Source organism: Knoellia sp. LjRoot47, from assembly GCF_964253435.1.
GTDB lineage: Bacteria > Actinomycetota > Actinomycetes > Actinomycetales > Dermatophilaceae > Knoellia.
On record NZ_CAXUQS020000001.1, the window covers coordinates 2,347,530 to 2,362,541 of the forward strand.

General features: G+C 68.5%; 19 protein-coding genes and 1 pseudogene. 14 read left to right on the top strand and 6 right to left on the bottom strand.

What is annotated here, in order from left to right; all coding sequences use genetic code 11:
• Positions 1-71: 71 nt before the first annotated feature.
• Together ACSQ11_RS11345 and ACSQ11_RS11350 are read right to left on the bottom strand one after the other, a co-directional pair.
• Positions 72-800, bottom strand: a complete 729-nt coding sequence (locus tag ACSQ11_RS11345) for a hypothetical protein (RefSeq protein ID WP_436005425.1) — start codon at positions 798-800, stop codon at positions 72-74.
• 83 nt (positions 801-883) lie between these two features.
• Positions 884-1,126 (bottom strand): hypothetical protein, encoded by a 243-nt coding sequence (locus tag ACSQ11_RS11350; protein WP_436005427.1) that lies wholly within the window; start codon positions 1,124-1,126, stop codon positions 884-886.
• A gap of 151 nt (positions 1,127-1,277) precedes the next feature.
• Here ACSQ11_RS11350 and ACSQ11_RS11355 point away from each other — a divergent pair, with 151 nt between their 5' ends.
• From ACSQ11_RS11355 to ACSQ11_RS11375, 5 genes are all read left to right on the top strand, one after another.
• A complete protein-coding gene (locus ACSQ11_RS11355) occupies positions 1,278-1,916 on the top strand; it encodes a DUF2637 domain-containing protein (protein WP_436005429.1) in 639 nt (212 codons plus the stop codon).
• Positions 1,916-2,164: a ribbon-helix-helix protein, CopG family gene (locus ACSQ11_RS11360; RefSeq protein ID WP_436005431.1), complete on the top strand. Its 249-nt coding sequence runs from the start codon at positions 1,916-1,918 to the stop codon at positions 2,162-2,164. The genes ACSQ11_RS11355 and ACSQ11_RS11360 overlap by 1 nt, the downstream gene beginning before the upstream one ends.
• Positions 2,161-2,454, top strand: coding sequence for a hypothetical protein (locus ACSQ11_RS11365; RefSeq protein WP_436005433.1), 294 nt, complete (start codon positions 2,161-2,163; stop codon positions 2,452-2,454). Before ACSQ11_RS11360 ends, ACSQ11_RS11365 begins: the two co-directional genes overlap by 4 nt.
• A 16-nt stretch (positions 2,455-2,470) precedes the next feature.
• On the top strand, positions 2,471-2,719 hold the full coding sequence (locus ACSQ11_RS11370; protein ID WP_436005435.1) for a hypothetical protein: 249 nt from the start codon (positions 2,471-2,473) through the stop codon (positions 2,717-2,719).
• 651 nt (positions 2,720-3,370) lie between these two features.
• Positions 3,371-4,936, top strand: coding sequence for a hypothetical protein (locus ACSQ11_RS11375; RefSeq protein ID WP_436005437.1), 1,566 nt, complete (start codon positions 3,371-3,373; stop codon positions 4,934-4,936).
• Between the two features lie 341 nt (positions 4,937-5,277).
• Here ACSQ11_RS11375 and ACSQ11_RS11380 read toward each other — a convergent pair whose 3' ends face one another.
• The gene (locus tag ACSQ11_RS11380) at positions 5,278-6,582 is read right to left on the bottom strand and encodes a DNA methyltransferase (RefSeq protein WP_436005439.1); all 1,305 of its coding nucleotides are present in this window, start codon (positions 6,580-6,582) and stop codon (positions 5,278-5,280) included.
• A 299-nt stretch (positions 6,583-6,881) separates the two neighbouring features.
• On the opposite strand from ACSQ11_RS11380, the gene ACSQ11_RS11385 reads away from it, so the two are divergent.
• A complete protein-coding gene (locus tag ACSQ11_RS11385) occupies positions 6,882-7,640 on the top strand; it encodes a hypothetical protein (RefSeq protein WP_436005441.1) in 759 nt (252 codons plus the stop codon).
• 414 nt (positions 7,641-8,054) lie between these two features.
• Complete coding sequence (locus tag ACSQ11_RS11390) at positions 8,055-9,362, top strand: hypothetical protein (protein WP_436005443.1); 1,308 nt, start codon at positions 8,055-8,057, stop codon at positions 9,360-9,362.
• Between the two features lie 108 nt (positions 9,363-9,470).
• Here the strand turns inward: ACSQ11_RS11390 and ACSQ11_RS11395 are convergent, their stop codons facing one another.
• The gene (locus ACSQ11_RS11395; RefSeq protein ID WP_436005445.1) at positions 9,471-9,878 is read right to left on the bottom strand and encodes a hypothetical protein; all 408 of its coding nucleotides are present in this window, start codon (positions 9,876-9,878) and stop codon (positions 9,471-9,473) included.
• A gap of 5 nt (positions 9,879-9,883) precedes the next feature.
• Positions 9,884-10,696 (bottom strand): hypothetical protein, encoded by an 813-nt coding sequence (locus tag ACSQ11_RS11400; protein WP_436005447.1) that lies wholly within the window; start codon positions 10,694-10,696, stop codon positions 9,884-9,886.
• A 189-nt stretch (positions 10,697-10,885) separates the two neighbouring features.
• On the opposite strand from ACSQ11_RS11400, the pseudogene ACSQ11_RS11405 reads away from it, so the two are divergent.
• The 7 genes and pseudogenes from ACSQ11_RS11405 to ACSQ11_RS11435 form a co-directional block, all read left to right on the top strand.
• Positions 10,886-11,089, top strand: a pseudogene (locus ACSQ11_RS11405) (type II secretion system F family protein); the annotation flags it as partial.
• Entirely contained in the window at positions 11,086-12,018 is a 933-nt protein-coding gene (locus ACSQ11_RS11410; protein WP_436005448.1) for a type II secretion system F family protein, read from the top strand. The pseudogene ACSQ11_RS11405 and the gene ACSQ11_RS11410, both read left to right, overlap by 4 nt.
• A 22-nt stretch (positions 12,019-12,040) precedes the next feature.
• The gene (locus ACSQ11_RS11415; RefSeq protein WP_436005450.1) at positions 12,041-12,250 is read left to right on the top strand and encodes a hypothetical protein; all 210 of its coding nucleotides are present in this window, start codon (positions 12,041-12,043) and stop codon (positions 12,248-12,250) included.
• Between the two features lies 1 nt (position 12,251).
• Positions 12,252-12,641, top strand: coding sequence for a TadE/TadG family type IV pilus assembly protein (locus ACSQ11_RS11420; RefSeq protein WP_436005452.1), 390 nt, complete (start codon positions 12,252-12,254; stop codon positions 12,639-12,641).
• Positions 12,638-13,090, top strand: coding sequence for a TadE/TadG family type IV pilus assembly protein (locus ACSQ11_RS11425; protein WP_436005454.1), 453 nt, complete (start codon positions 12,638-12,640; stop codon positions 13,088-13,090). The genes ACSQ11_RS11420 and ACSQ11_RS11425 overlap by 4 nt, the downstream gene beginning before the upstream one ends.
• Positions 13,091-13,176: 86 nt before the next feature.
• Complete coding sequence (locus ACSQ11_RS11430; protein WP_436005456.1) at positions 13,177-13,581, top strand: pilus assembly protein TadG-related protein; 405 nt, start codon at positions 13,177-13,179, stop codon at positions 13,579-13,581.
• A gap of 36 nt (positions 13,582-13,617) precedes the next feature.
• Positions 13,618-14,286, top strand: a complete 669-nt coding sequence (locus ACSQ11_RS11435) for a Pr6Pr family membrane protein (protein WP_436005458.1) — start codon at positions 13,618-13,620, stop codon at positions 14,284-14,286.
• Here ACSQ11_RS11435 and ACSQ11_RS11440 read toward each other — a convergent pair.
• Positions 14,266-14,949 (bottom strand): hypothetical protein, encoded by a 684-nt coding sequence (locus ACSQ11_RS11440; RefSeq protein ID WP_436005460.1) that lies wholly within the window; start codon positions 14,947-14,949, stop codon positions 14,266-14,268. The genes ACSQ11_RS11435 and ACSQ11_RS11440 overlap by 21 nt on opposite strands.
• Between the last annotated feature and the right edge of the window lie 63 nt (positions 14,950-15,012).

Below are 15,012 nucleotides of genomic sequence, written 5' to 3' on the forward strand. Positions count from 1 at the left end.
CGGTCAGGGCAGCCGTGCCGACCGTGACGGCGGTGAGGACTGCCGCGAGGGCGCGGCCGGTACGCATCAGATCACCGGGTCCGGGTCGTGAGCCAGCCGGATACGAGCCAGCCGTCTCCGACAGGGACGAGAGCGAGCGTCACGTCGGTGTGCCGGGTAGCGGGCCCGTCAGCCGTCGAGTACGTGGCCGTGACCGGCACGCGGACCGTGAGCGCGGTGTTGGTGTCGTCAGCCTGGAGGCCTACGGCAGCGGGACCGTATTGGGGCCCGCGAGCGAGACCTGTCGGGACGACTCGACGTCCGCCGTCCACGACGAGCGTGCCAGCGTGCGCACCGGTCGCCACGGTCGGAACGAGACCGCCAGCGATGTTGTCCGGGTCTCCCTTGTCGGCCTCGGCGGCGAGGCGCGCCCACCGCTCTGGCGTGAGCAGTGGCCTGACCGGCTCGTAGTTGCTTTCCGGGTTCGCACCGGTCAGCGTGTCCTGCACGCCGAGCGCGATGTCCAGAGCGCGGTACGCGGCGGCGACTCCGTCCTTCCACGACGGCGCCTGGCCGCCAGGGAACGCGGCCTGCACGGCGGCAGGAACGTCGTCCGTGGGCACGGTCGTGGGAGAGGGGTTTGCTGTCGGCGACGGGGCGGTCGACACAACAGGTGTCGTTGGAGTGGTCCCCGTGGTGACCGACGCGCTGGGAGTGGGCGACTCGGGAATGTCGCCGCCACTGCACGCGGACAGCGACACGGCCGCTGTCAACGCCAGCACGGCGAGGCCTGTGCGGGTGGCCAGGGAGGTCGAGTTCATTGGGTGCTCCTACGAGAGGTTGAGGTCCATCTGTTGTCGGTCGCGGACTCTCGCGACCTTGAGTCCCTAACGGGACGGTCGGTTCAGCGCCGCGGGCGGGCTTCCGGGGCCAGCCGGAGCACCCACCCGCCCGGATCGCACGGCAGCGTCACGGCTGACGCATCCGTGTCGCCGACCGTGATCGTGGCCTCCGCGGAGTCCGCGTCCAGTCGCAGGACCCGGTGCCACACCAGCCCGGACCCGTCGCTGATCCAGTCGACGCCGGGTTCCAGGCCCGCGACCCGGACCTCCTCGAATGCCGGGCTCGGCACGATGATCCGCCCCATTCCACTCAACCCCTCGATGTCAGTAACCGATACTAGTATCAGTATAAGCATCGGCAGCCGACATCACGTTCTGGAGGAACCAGTGACCACCACCAGTAAGAGCGCGTCCCCTCAACCGTCCGCTCTCACACCCACCGCCGAGGCCGTCATCGTGCGAGCCCTCATCGGCGTCTTCGCCGTCCTCGTCATCGCATCAGCGGTGCTGTCCAGTACCGGCCTGCACGCACTCGGCGTTCGCGCAGGAGTGGACCCAGTGCTCGCGTGGTTGGTACCTGTGGCGTGTGACGGCCTGATCGCGGCCGGGCTCCTTGCTGGCCTCTACGGCACCCTGTCGCGCACCGGAACCGGTTACGCGTGGGCACTCGTGACCGTCGGTACGGCAATGTCCGTCGCTGGGAACGTCGCCGCCGCACCCGAGGGCATCACTCCACGGCTCGTGCACGCCGGAGCGCCCGTCGTGCTCGCGCTCAGCCTTGAAGCAGTCCTAGGCCCGATTCGGGCGCGTGCTGGACTCCCCGCCCGTCGAACCCGCAAGAGCACGCCAGCCCCGTCGTCCACACCGGCGGCGCCGGTGGCCGCTTCACCTCAGCCCGTAGCATCGACGACGACCCAGACCAGGAAGTCCGCGGAATCGCGGCCTGCGCGCGCGGGGTCGAAGGCCGCTGCTGTGCGTGCTCTCCTCGCACAGGACCCCACGATCCCCGTGCCCGAACTCGTCGACCGGACGGGGATCGACCGTAGTGAGGCGCGCAGGATCCGGACAAAGATGCAGATGGAGGTGACGGTCTGATGGCCACGACGAAGAAGAAGGCCAGTGCCGGTAGGGATGGTGCCCCGAAGGTGAGGCAGACGATCCTCCGCCTGCCGGAGGACCTCGCCGCCCAGGTCGACGACATCGCCGAGACCACCGGGGCGTCCCGGAACGCCGTCATCGCTGCAGCCGTCGAACACGCTCTGGCTGGCAACCTGGCGTGGACGGCCGGAGTTCAGGACGGGCGCCGCACCCGCTGGGAACGCGACAAGGCGGACCGGCCGTGAGCGCAGACCTCGACCCGCGCACACAGCAAGCCGCGACCGTCCTGCTCGCCGTCGGCCACGCCGCTGTTCAGGACGGCGACTGGTCCACATCTGTGGACGTCGCCAACCGCCTCGTCGTGATGCTGAGCGGCACATCGGCGGCCAGCGCGGCACACACGTACCGGGACATCCTCGTGTCGATCCAACACCGCCGGGCCGAACCCGCCCCCGTCAGCGACACCGACGCCAACACTCACGCCGACGAACTCCTCACCGCGTGGATGCACCTCCGCGGCGCCCTCCTCCCGTAGCCACCGGAGACCCCAGATGACTCACGAGAACACCCACGCCGTCGACGCCGGGTCGAACGCGAACACCTTCACGCGGCTGGCACCGCACCCCACGGACGGCCCGAGCGCCCGCGCCCTCGCTGCAGGTTGCGTCATCCTCGCCGGGATCGCCTTCGCCATCCTCAACACCCTCGGGCCGACCCTCCCCGACCACGTCACCGGGCCCAAGCCACTGCCGCTGCCCTCGTCGCTGGTTTACGACACCCCCGGCCAAACCGCTCCGTAGGCAGGAGCATCGGGGAACTCACCCACCCTCTGTGTTCCCTCCTGTGTTGGGGGCGGGGGGCTTCGGTCGGGGAGGGTCTCCGAGGGGTGGGGGCTTCGAGGGTTTCCCGGAGTACAGGTGAGTCCCCTCCTGCGCTGCGGGAGGGCGTGGCGTGAGGGGTGGGATGCGGTCGAGCAGGCCGGTGGCCCGGGTGCCCCGTTGGCGAGCGAGGGGGTCACGCGCATCAGGGGAACAGGGCTGGGGCCGCGGGGACCGCTGGGTGCCTCCGTCGACTCCGTCGACTTCGGCACCCAGCGCGCCGCCCTTGAGGCCCCAGCCCAAAACGCCCGGAATGCTGCGCTCACCCCTCACGCCTGCCCCCGGGGAACCCCTAACGACACCCGGGTCGCCGACCCCGCATCCCACCCCTCACGCGCACACCATCGCAGCCGAGAAGGGGTCCACCCGGGAACCCCGGGGAAACCCCCGGTCACCCCGCCCCCGGAGCCCCGCCACGACGGAAACCCCCGCCCCTCAAGCGAGGGGAACACCCCCCGGTCTCCGGCATCTTGAATGCCGAAGGTGTCGGACGACGTGCCCACCTGCGGCGAGTCTGTCCAACGCTGGAACGCCTTGGGGCATCCTGAGCGGAACATACGGAGGGGGCATCGCGTGCGCATCGGTTTCGGACGTCGCAGAGAGGCGCAGGTGGAGCCTGGATCGGTCGACCTCAGCGGCGACTTGGACGTGGCCTTGCGTCTGATGGCTTCCTCGGAGGAGTGGCGTCTCCGGACCGTCGAGCAGATATCCGTGGACACGGCTCGGTTCGCGACCCGTCACCGCTCGCTGATGGTGGAACCGCTTCAAGGCGTCATCGGTGTCGATGGCGCGCGAGTACAACAGGCTCGCGTTGCTCTCCCCATTGAGCGCCTGCCCAAAGCGCCCCTGCTTGGCTACGACGTGACCGTAGACGGACACCCCGCGTACGTGGTACCTCGTGGGGCCACCGCCGAGATCGAGGCGGCCCACGTGATCCGGCTTGCAGAGGATGAAGGCGTTGGGACGACCGAGGGGGTTGCCGAGTTCATCAAGGCCATCGCCGAGTTCACGCCATACCCGTGGGTGCGGGTGAGGCGCCGTCACGTCTTCTTCCGGCGGGCACTTCTCGTCTATCTGCAAGAGGGGCTCGCCCTCCTCAGCCCGGCGCAACCGTCGCAGCAGTCACGAACCGACCGTGCGAGGGAGTGGCTGGAGTCAGCGATCGTCGTGCCATTTGCCCTCTGGCTGCTGAAGAGGTTCCCAGGACTGCGCGGCCGGTATCCGTGGACCCCCAGGGCGCCCCGAACGCCTTTCGCATTGTCTCCGCGTCAGGTCAAAGACCTTCGTACGCAGTCCGGCACTATCGGCGGCATCCTCCGCTCCGCCTTGGGAGAGGGCCAGAGCCGAACATCGTCAGCCGACAACCCATTGCTGGCCGTGCCCCTTCTCGCACAGACCGACCACATCTCGCAATGGTCCGATATTCCGAAGGCCGTACACGCGCTGCACACGTTCGTCGAGGACTTGGCGAGGCAGGTTTCCCATCCGCGGGAGTCGGCCGCGCTTGTTGCGTTGGCTGACTTTGGGCGCCGCTGGGAGACGGTTGTCTACTGTGACGTCCCGCTTGACCGGCCGTTCGTTGTCACGTCGCAGCGACAAGTTCCCGTCCGAGTTGCGAAGTGGGGATCTTGGGTTCGACAGCCTGTCGAGATCAGGGACGCGCGCAGCAACCACATCGTGATTCGGGTCAGGGACGAAGCGGCAGAGATCGCCAGGGCAGAACTGCGGGGCTTGGACGATGAGCGGCTAGAACACACGCTGCTCAACGGCTTGGCCCGGTCATCGGAGCACTACGCCCTCTACTCGTCCGAACCCGACCGCGACCGCCGCGGGACCATCAACATTCGACTCAAGGTGGCCCGCAGCATTCGATTCTCTGCGACGGTCATCCACGTGATCACCTGGGTCTCGGTCGGAATCACCGCCTACCTCGGTTTCCGTCACAGCCTGGACTCATCAGCGCTGGCGGTAGTGGTCGTACCCACCACCTTCGGTGCCGCGCTCGTGCTGACCCGAGAGCGGACGTCGCTGGCGCGTCGGCTCCAGTGGGTGACCCGCTGGGGAACCCCGCTGGCGGTTCTCGCGCTGTGGGTAGTAGTGGCCTGGCTCTACTTGGGCCACTACGTAGGAAGCAAGTGATGATGGACATTGTCAGTCCCTCGCGCCACACTCACGTCAGGACCGAACCGGATAGTGGAGGCCCAAATGGCTAGAAGCAGCACGCGTCGTGAGCGCAGCAGCCAGCCCCAGCGCGCGGTGCGGACCTCGAAGTCCATCGCGCTTTGGACCACACGCACAACCTCCTCAGGGCGCTTCACAGCCGCCAAGCAGTCCGGAGACGTACTCCGTGGTGCCCGCAAGGACGACTGACCGGAACCCGCGTCCGTCCCGCGCTCCGTTGGGTCTCCAACGCAGTCACCCAGGTGCGGGTCGAAGTGGTACTCCGGATCGCGGAGATCCAACCCCTTGGCTAAGCCCTGCTACGCGGGTGCGAGCCGTTCGAGAGTGAGATGGACCGCTGCCGGGTTGTGGTCGCCGGTGATTGCACGACGACCTGTCTGAACTGCGGCGGCCGCCGTCGTGCCTGATCCGGAGTAGGGGTCCACAACCAAGTCGCCCGGCTTGGTGAGCGTGGTGATGATCTGCTCGGCCTCGCCTTGCGCTTGCTCCCACGCGTGGCCGCTGGCTTTCGCCCGCCCGGGTCCTCGGATGACGTCGAGGGTCCACGGCGGCAGGTTCACGCCTCCGGGCTGCCGGTACACGAGCAGCGGTTTCCACGCAGTGCCGAGTCCGCGCTGGCGGACCTGTCCGACGCCGGAGGAGGCGTCGCCGAGGACCGCGTACGTCCACCAGTACGTCAGCCGTCGGCCGAGCGCTGTGATCGCATCGGGAAGGTGCATCTGCCCGGAGTAGGCGACGAGAAGGCCGCCGGGTCGCAGCCAGACGGAGGCCATTTCTGCGAGGTCCTCGAATGTCCCGGCAGCCATCCCGGCCGCGGTGTAGTCAGGGTCGGTCAGGATCAGGTCGGCGGTGCCGGGGTCGACGGGTAGGTCGCGAATATCGCAGTGGGCGACTGTTGCACGGTCGCCAACGGTTGTCACTGGGGCGACGTGTTGGGCGGCGTCCCGTCGGTGTTGGGATGCGGCGTCGCGGACGAGCCGTTCGGCACGCCGGAGATCGACGGGTCGCCCGGGTGCCCTGTCACCGAGCGTGGCGAGAGCGTCACGGGCGCGCGCCTCTTCGGCTCGCGTGGTGACGAACACGGACGTGGGGCGTCGCCGCGCCGGGTAGGACTTTCCGTCGGCGCCAGTGACTCGCGGGATCACAGGTGACCCGGACGGTTCACCTGTCGGCTCGTCGGGGACCGCTCCAAGGATTCGCGCGACCGTTGACTGGGAAACGCCGGTCGCGGCTGACAGTCGACGCGTCGACCAGCCAGTCGCGTCACTGAGAGCGAGCACGGCTGCGCGCCGCTGTGACGCGGTCAGGTGTCGCCGGTGCGTGTTCACGGCCAGCCGGTGAGCGATGCGCTCCTGGGCGGTCAGGCCACTGCGGACGACGCGTGGGTAGGAGGTGATGCCCAACTCTCGCGCGGCCCGGAGGCGTTCGGTGCCGTCGAGGACCTCGCCGTCCTCGGTGATCTCGACGGGGACGAGGACGCCTCGCTCCCGGATGTCGTCGAGGAGCGCTTGGTACTCCCTGTCGGACAACGGGGAGAGTACGTGCGCCGTGGCAGTGACAGTGGCACTCGTGGACGGGAGTGGCGTCGCAGGCAGAGCAGTCACGGTCGTGAGTGTGCCCGAGCAGGGGACCGCCGCTATCGCGGACGCGCCGGGCAAGGAAAGAGGCTCCCCGCCCAGTAGGGCTGGGAGCCTCCGCCGGGCGCGTCCTTGGAAGGGGAGACTTGGCGGTCCGGGTGATGTCTGCGGTTCAGTCCCTGGCAGGGGAGACTTGGTGATTGAAGAGCCGCAACCTGTCAAGATCGGCGCCCGGACCATCGCTCTTGAGCGGACCGGCAGGATCCACGCGGTTTGACCGGCGGTTTCGGAGACCCGGAGGTCTTGGCGTTCCTAGACTCGCGCCCGTGGCGCACCTTCGAAGCAGAGTGGCGATGACAGCCGTTGTCGTGTTCGCACTAGCCGGATGCGGCGGTGATGGCGACCCAGCCGCGGCTCCGACGCCGACCCTGCAAAAGTCCTCGTCCAAGCCGGTGACGACACCGACCGCGACACCGACGCCGACGCTGACGACCGCTAAGCCCACGCCCACGAGTCGACCGGCCGCTGATCGTGCCAAGACCGCCGTGCTTGTCGATGGGGACCTCCCCGATCGCGGGTGGGATCAGGACCGTGACGCGGACCCTGAGGGGAGCGGTGATCAGCGGTCCGATCGCCCGGCGTGTGTCCATCAGTCGCGGGCGCTGCTTACGCCGAAGCCGGTCGCTGATCAAGCGCGTGGGTGGGTCACTACGGTCCCTAAGGGCTCGGAGTACCTCACGTCACGGGTGCTGGTGTACCGGTCTCCGGCAGAGGCGGCAGTCGCGCTGAGCGCGTACCGGAAGGCGGTGGCCGCGTGCACGCGCTGGAAGTCCGGCGGTGTAGACGAGTACGCCTTTGCGGAGAAACAGGTCACGTCTGGCGGTGCGAGCAGCGTGGTCCGGCGGTCGACTACGTCAGCGATCGGCTTCCCGGAGGTACCGCCGGGAACGACAGTGACCGTGGCAAAGGTCAGCGGAGACGCCATCGCCGTGGTAACTGGCACCTGGGGTACCGGCGACCGCGGAGTCAACTCGCAAGCCGACCTTGAACGTCTGGCGACGGTGAGTGTGGGCCGGGCCAAGTAGCACCGGGAGCGTGGCCTGAGTCAATGTGGAGCCCGAAGCGGGCACAAAATTCGGGGGACGAGCCAAGTCTGACCCTAGCCAACGCGGGCCTGGGGTGTCGTACGCCCGCTATTAGGACGGGTGTCGTGGGGCCGAACGATCCAGGGTTAGCCACCCCCACCTCGGTTTGTCGGTCAAGTTGGGCGAATCGTCAAACGCCGGGGCAAAGTCTCTGATAGACACCACCTCGTCACATTCGGGGAGTTGTCATTGAGGGGTGCAGTTTTGCGCGCTGGGATTGTTGGGACGGCGCTGACCGCCGGTCTGCTTTTGGCTGGATGCGGCACAGGAAGCCCGGGTGGACCTTCGCCAGAAGGCGCGGTCGCTCCAGAAGTCGTGGCACTCCAGACGGCACCCGCCACACCGATGTCTACCGTGTCGTCGATCACCGACGCGTTCAGGTCGTCAGTGGAGATCTCGCCTGCTGCGACGGGAAAGTTCAGCGCCACCGACGTCGAGGACGCGACGCGGTGGCTCGGTGGCTATCTCGCCGAGGCGCACGCCGACCGGGATTGGCTCTGCTCCACCAGCAAGGACAGCCCGACCGAGGTGTTCGGGCCGGGTCTGTCCGAGTGGCTGGCAACCAAAGACGGCAAGAGGCAGTTGACCGGCTCCTTGGAACCGCGCTTGAACGGCGGAAAGCCCTGTAAGTGGGCTGCGCCAGGCGTCGTGATCGGTTCCCAAAGCGTCAAGCCTGTTCTTGACCCGGACTATCCCGATGACTTGCTCGACCTTGAGTACAAGGGACAGTTTGGGTACCGGCTCACCGGGGCCTCGGGCTTCGAGACGCTCCAAGCGGGCGACTTCCGGGCTGTCTACAAGTTGACCCGGAAGGGGAGCGGCTGGGAGATCTGGGCGATCGGCCAGAACAACTACTGGGGAGGGCTCGGGTGGCCGGACGGCCTTGACATCCCGGACGGCTACGGCGCAAACGCCGACCGCTCGCCCGTAAAGGGTGCGACTCCCACGGCCTGGTCTGAGGTCTCAGCGTCACTGAAGGCCACGCGTAAGGTCGCAGGCGCAGACTGGCAGTCGGTTCATACGTTCGCCACGGACTCGTCTGGGAAGAAGGGCCAAAGCAGCGGGGCCGGGACCATCTCACCCAAGGGTGGTTTCGCAGACTTGCGGTTCGACGGCAAAGACAGGGAGATCTTCTTCGATGGGGGACGGCTAGACCTCAGCCCGGCTGACGGCGCATTGCTCGCGAGAGTCGGCGAGGCCGTGCCAAAGAAGGCCACGTGGACCAGTTTCGACCCGACGCGAAGTCACGCCGTCTTCACGTCAGCAACGGACACGAACCCGTTCGTGCAACTGGCGTTGCTCGATCACGTGACGTCGGCAGCAGGTGCCGAATGCACGCCGGAGCAAGCAAAGTCGGGCGGCGTTAAGTGCTACGTCGCGCGAGTCGCCGCCACGAACGCTGCCTATTCAGATGGTCTCGCCACCCGGCTCGGCTGGTCATTGCTGGCCAGTCACCAGTTCGTCAGTGACGTCCACGTCGCCGTCAACGCGAAGGGACAACTCGTCTCGACCACGCGCGCGACGAGCCCACCCAGCCAGTCCGTTGTCCCGGGCTCCGTGACAGGCACTCTCAGAAACCTTCGTGACCAGGCTCCTGCAATGCCTGAGCGGCCCAACGACGATGCCATCGCGAAGGAGGGCACGTTCTACGTGGCGCAGTGACTGGCTTCCCTAGAGTGCCGCGTTCCTAGCACGACGGACCCTCAACCAAGTGTGGTTGGGGGTCCTTCGTATTGGCGCCGAGCGAGTTCCTGGCCCGGACTTGAGCGGTCAGGCGTAGAGGTCGCTGTCGGGCCAGATGCAGGCGGTGCGCCGTCGGCCGTCCACGTTGTAGGCGACGTGTTCGATGACGAGGGGAAGGTGCCCGTGTCGCGAGAGGGCGTGGGTGCCGTCTGGGCGGCCGGTGATGCGGACGCCTCGGTAAACCACAGATGCGCCAGAAGGGACGCGCTTGGCTCGGCGGAGCAGCCGGTTTGCGCGCCAGGCCGAGCCAGCCAATGCGATAAGGGCGGCGTCCCCAAACGCCCAGTCCCAGGACGTGGGTGCAGCAGCCCACATCGCGTGCAGGTCATCCCAAGGCGTGGCGGCACCGGGCGTGCCCGGCACGATCGTCATTGCGGTCATCAGGTCCTCATCGTCGATCTCGGTATTGCTCTGGGTATCGGCAGCCGGTGCCACGGTCCTCACGCCACCCTCAGACTCGGCTGACGGCCGTACCACCGAGCGAGGTAGTCACGGTCATCGCGCAAGAGCGAGGCGGCCACACCGGGCTCCTCGTGCGGGCCGAGAACGCGGAGACTACGGGTGAGGCGGTGGCTTCGCTCCACCCATCGTGCGGCGGCTCGCTGTCCAACGTCCCACGCAGCAACAAGGTCCTTCGCGCCGGTCTGGGACAAGTCCTCGCCGTCGAGCCACCCGTCCGGGTAGATCCCATCCGGGAACAGATCCGGCCGAAGGACGGGCTCGACCAAGGGTGCCGGGTAGTAGTCAGCGAGCCGCCCGGATCCACCGAACTCGCGCGACCAGCCCGTGTCCGCGTTGAACGGGATCGTCACGACACGAGCGCGTCGGTCGAACTTCATCCACACCCCGACTGCGAGGGCGTGGGCGCCGAACGTCGAGCCGTACTCGATGACGGTGACAGGCTTTCCGCGTCGCCGGTTCGGGTGGTTAATCTTCTCGACAGTCTGAATGAACGGGGTTGCGTCGTCGGGGATGACAACGCCGCGCTGTGCCCACCAAGCAACGGCCTGGTCGCGCCAGGGCTTGTGGTTCAGCGCCTTGTCGATCACATCGACGATCGCGTCGCCGTACCCGAACTCGGGCGAGACTGGCACAGCCCACTTCCCATTGGCCGCGTGCGGTTCGTCGTTCAGCAAGACGGTTCCGGCGACGTACGCGTCGCCGATGCCGACGATGACGGCGGTGCGGCGGCTGCCGGTGTCGACGCTGATGCGTGGCGGGAGGTTGTCGTTGAGGGTCGAGCGGTTGGCCATCTCGGGCTCCTTGTCAGGGATTCCTGGTGCGCCGGTGTTCCGGTACGAGGTGTTCCTGACGGATGTCGGTCTCTACCGACCTCGGCTTGAGCCGAGAGGTGCCCGGACCAGCACAAGGAGCGATCCTCGGCGTGTGCGGGATCTGCATCGCAAGCCTTTGACCTGCGGGTTTACTACCCACTTACTGGATGGACGGTGAGCGCGGCACGCCTGGCCGTCGCCGCACCGTGGATCGTCCTGGCGATGCTGTCGACCCGGCCCGAGTCGGTGCAGGCCTACTCGTCGACGACCGGGGCGATGGTGCTCCTCGCCGGCGCCGTCCTCACCGCGGTGGCCTACTGGCTCATGGTGCGCATCGGGCGGCTCCCCGAAGACGAGCGGGTCCTGCGGTGAGCACGCTCGCCCGCTCCGGCGCCGTCCTCGGGCTGCTCGCAGGTCTGGGCCTTCTCCTCGTCTGGCTCGGGCTTCCGCGCCACCGGCGTGCGGGGCTGTCGGACCGGGTCCTGCCCTACCTCACGGACACGCCGCGACCCTCGAACCTCCTCGCAGGCGACCCTCCACGCTCAGGAGTGTTCGCGACGCTCTTCGCACCGGTCCTCGGTGAGCTCGGGCGACACGTCGAGCGGGTCATGGGTGGCGCGGCGTCCGTGCGCCAGCGGTTGCTCCGCGCCGGACTGCAGCCCGACCTCGACCGATTCCGGGCCCAGCAGGTGATCTGGGGCATCACCGGTGGGGCCGGGATGCTCGCGCTGGGCACGCTCGCAGCGGTGACCCGGGGCTCCAGCCCCGTGCTCGTCCTCCTGCTCACCGGCATCGGGGTCATCTCGGGGGTGGCCGGGGCCGACTGGTTCCTCAGCCACCGGGCCACGAAGCGTGAGCAGCGGATGCTCGCCGAGTTCCCCACCGTGGCCGAGCTGCTCGCGCTCGCGGTCGGGGCGGGTGAGGGTGCGGTGGGTGCGCTGGAGCGGGTGTGCCGGCTCTCGCACGGGGCGCTGTCCGACGAGCTGCGGCGCTGTCTCGCGGACGCGCGCGCCGGCGCCAGCCTCCCGGTCGCCCTGCACGGGCTCGCCGACCGCACCGGGCTGATGAGCCTCACCCGCTTCGTCGACGGCATCGTCATCGCCGTCGAACGTGGCACCCCGCTCGCGGACGTCCTGAGGGCACAGGCCCAGGACGTGCGCGAGGAGGGCCGCCGCCTCGTCATGGAGGCCGGCGGCAAGAAGGAGATCGCCATGATGGTGCCGGTCGTCTTCCTGGTGCTCCCCGTGACCGTCCTCTTTGCCGTCTACCCCGGCTTCTCGTTCCTCAACTTCACGATGTGACACCTTCCGAAAGGCACGACCCATGCACACGATCACCCGATCCCTCGTCCGGGCGCAGCTCTCCGCCCTCGACCTCGCCGACAGCGCCGGCCGCCGTCGTGAGCGCGGCGACGTCCCCGGCTGGGTGCTCATCACCCTGATGACCGCCGGGCTCGTCGCGGTGATCTGGACGGTCGCCGAGGACCAGCTCCAAGCACTGTTCAACCGCGCCATGAGCAGCGTCGGCCGCTGACGTGTCAGCGCTCGTCCGACGGGACGAGCGTGGGTCGGCCGTGGCGGAGTTCGTCATGGTCTCGGGGCTCGTCGTGCTGCTCTTCATGACGGTGTTCCAGCTCGGGCTCGTCCTCCACATCCGCAACACCCTCATCTCGTGCGCGAGCGAGGGTGCGCGGCTCGGCGCCCGGGCCGACGCGGAGCCGGGTATGGGAGCCGTGCGCGCACGAGAGCTCATCTCCGCGTCGTTGGCCGACAGCTATGCCGACGACGTGAGCGTCGGGACCGGCACGGTCGGGGGAGTGCAGGTCGTCGAGGTGCGGGTCCGCGCGCCGTTCCCGGTGCTCGGCCTGTTCGGCCCCGACGGCCGGCTGGACGTCACCGGCCGCGCCTTCCTGGAGAGCCAGTGAGCTGGCGCGCGCGCCTGGCGCGTGCACGCAGCGAGGAGGGGAGCGCGATCGTCGAGTTCGTCTTCCTCGGCGTTCTCATGCTCGTTCCGCTCGTCTACCTCGTCATGACGCTCGGCCGGATCCAGGCCGGCTCGTATGCCGTGACCACCGCCGCCCGTGAGGCCGGCCGGGCGTTCGTCACGGCGGAGGCGGACCAGGACGCCGGGGCGCGGGCACGAGCCGCCTCCGAGGTCGCGTTCGCCGACCAAGGATTCGGCGGGATGGGTTCGCTGACGATCGGTTGCTCGACGTCTCCCTGCCTCACGCCAGACGCACGGGTCGAGACGACGACCAGGGTGGCGGTGCCGTTGCCCCTCATCCCGTCCTTCGCCCGCGACGTGGTGCCGCTCGAGATCCCGCTCACCGCCAGCCACCTGTCGACGGTCGACCGGTTCCGGAGTGCGCCGTGACGCGCGTCGTGGCTCGTCTCGGGGGCCTCGTGGAGCGAGTCCGCCTGCGGCACAGCGGTGCCCAGCGTGACGAGGAGGGGCGAGTCATGCTGCTCGTTCTCGTCTTCACGATGGTGTGCACCCTGCTCATCACCGGCGTCATCGCCGTGACCTCCGTGCACCTGTCCCGGATGAAGCTGCTCGACGCCGCCGACGGAGCGGCACTGGCAGCCGCCAACGCGCTCGACGACACGGCATACCGAGGGGGAGTGGGGGAGGCGGTCCCGCTGAGCGACGCCACGGTCCAGCAGGCAGCCGCGGACTACGTCGGCCGGCGCTCCAAGCCTGCGTCGATGAGTTCGTGGGGACTGGGCAGCGGCACGGGCACGCCGGACGGTCAGGTCGCGGTGGTGCGCATGTCGTGCGTCGCCGACGTGCCACTCGTCGGCTGGCTGCTCGGCGAGGGCGTGACCATCAACGTCACCTCCAGGGCGCGCGCCGACCTCCAATAGCGCGGTTTCACGGCCCCCTCGCGCCATGATGAGCCCGTGGACACCGCGCGGATGGCCCGCTCCTGGCACTTCCTCACCGCTGTCGTGACCTGGGCGGCCCTGCTCCTCCAACTCGTCCTCGTCGTCAAGGGCAGCGTCGTGCTCGACGACGCGGCACCCCCCGCACTGGGGACGCGGCTGATCCGCTTCATCTCCTACTTCACGATCCTCACCAACCTGCTCGTCGCGCTCACGACGACGACCCTCGCGGCCGGGCAGGACCGCTTCCCGACGTGGTGGCGCGTCCTGCGGCTCAACGCCATCGTCGGCATCGCCGTGACCGGGCTCGTGCACTGGTTCCTGCTACGCCCGCTGCTCGACCTCGACGGCGCCGACTGGGCCGCCGACAAGCTGCTCCACGTCGTCGTCCCGCTCCTCGCGATCGTCGGCTGGGTCGCGTTCGGCCCACGCGGCAAGGCCGAGAGCGGGCTGCTCTGGCTCTCACTCGTCTATCCGCTCGGGTGGCTCGCGTACACGCTCGTGCGCGGAGCCGTCGCTGACTGGTACCCCTACCCGTTCCTCGACGTCTCGGAGCGGGGCTACCCCAAGTCGCTGCTCGCGTGTGCCGGTGTCGCCGTGCTCCTGCTCGTGCTCACGAGGGGTGCGATGGTGCTCGACCGAGGGCTGCCGAGCGGGGCTGGTCGCTCAGCGCCTCGAGACCGCTGACGTACTGCCCCACGCCGCGGCGTTCGGCGAGGAGACCACGCGGTACTCAGCGGCGGTGGCTCGCCGGTAGGTCATGGTGACCGTGCCTGCGCTGCTCAGCGTCCTGGTGGCCACACCGCTCCACTTGCCCGTTGCCAGCTTCACCTGGAACTGGACGGTCGTGTACGGGTTCGACCGCCACTCCCCGAAAGAGGAGTAGCGCTTCCCGGTCGCTCGGAGGGTCACGGTCGACCCGGACCGAGAGGTGGACAGGCCGGTCTTGGAGCCGAAGCGAATGTCGACTGAATCCGTCCCTCCGAACAGCTCGTTGTAGTCCGTGTCGTAGGCGAGCTCGATGGACGCCTGCTGCCGGCCGGGCCGAAGCTGCCAGTCGTAGATCCGGAACCTCCCGGAGCGCACACCGTCGGAGAGGAACTGCGAGTCCACGGACTCACGCGTCGCGTAGTGCTCGAGTCCGACGATGGCGTCGCTCAATGAGCCCGCGGCCGGTCCACCGATCGTGAAGGGCACCCACTCGTAGGCCTGGTCGACCACCACTTGGGTCGGGACGACGTTGACCGTCAGGTCCGTCGACGCGGACGCGTGCGGTGCTGCCACGGCCGTGGCGAGGGCAAGGATCGACGAGCAGGCGAGCGCGCTGGCGGCGCGGCCGGAGACAGACATGGTTCCCCCGTGGTGGTTTCCGCTGGTGGGCACACCGTACGTGTCAGATCGGACGCGCGGACA

Bases quoted from the DNA above. Each gene is read 5' to 3' on its own strand.
- ACSQ11_RS11345 (WP_436005425.1), bottom strand. From the start codon at position 800: ATGAACTCGACCTCCCTGGCCACCCGCACAGGCCTCGCCGTGCTGGCG.
- ACSQ11_RS11350 (WP_436005427.1), bottom strand. From the start codon at position 1,126: ATGGGGCGGATCATCGTGCCGAGCCCGGCATTCGAGGAGGTCCGGGTC.
- ACSQ11_RS11360 (WP_436005431.1), top strand. From the start codon at position 1,916: ATGGCCACGACGAAGAAGAAGGCCAGTGCCGGTAGGGATGGTGCCCCG.
- ACSQ11_RS11370 (WP_436005435.1), top strand. From the start codon at position 2,471: ATGACTCACGAGAACACCCACGCCGTCGACGCCGGGTCGAACGCGAAC.
- ACSQ11_RS11400 (WP_436005447.1), bottom strand. From the start codon at position 10,696: ATGGCCAACCGCTCGACCCTCAACGACAACCTCCCGCCACGCATCAGC.
- ACSQ11_RS11415 (WP_436005450.1), top strand. From the start codon at position 12,041: ATGCACACGATCACCCGATCCCTCGTCCGGGCGCAGCTCTCCGCCCTC.
- ACSQ11_RS11430 (WP_436005456.1), top strand. From the start codon at position 13,177: ATGCTGCTCGTTCTCGTCTTCACGATGGTGTGCACCCTGCTCATCACC.
- ACSQ11_RS11440 (WP_436005460.1), bottom strand. From the start codon at position 14,949: ATGTCTGTCTCCGGCCGCGCCGCCAGCGCGCTCGCCTGCTCGTCGATC.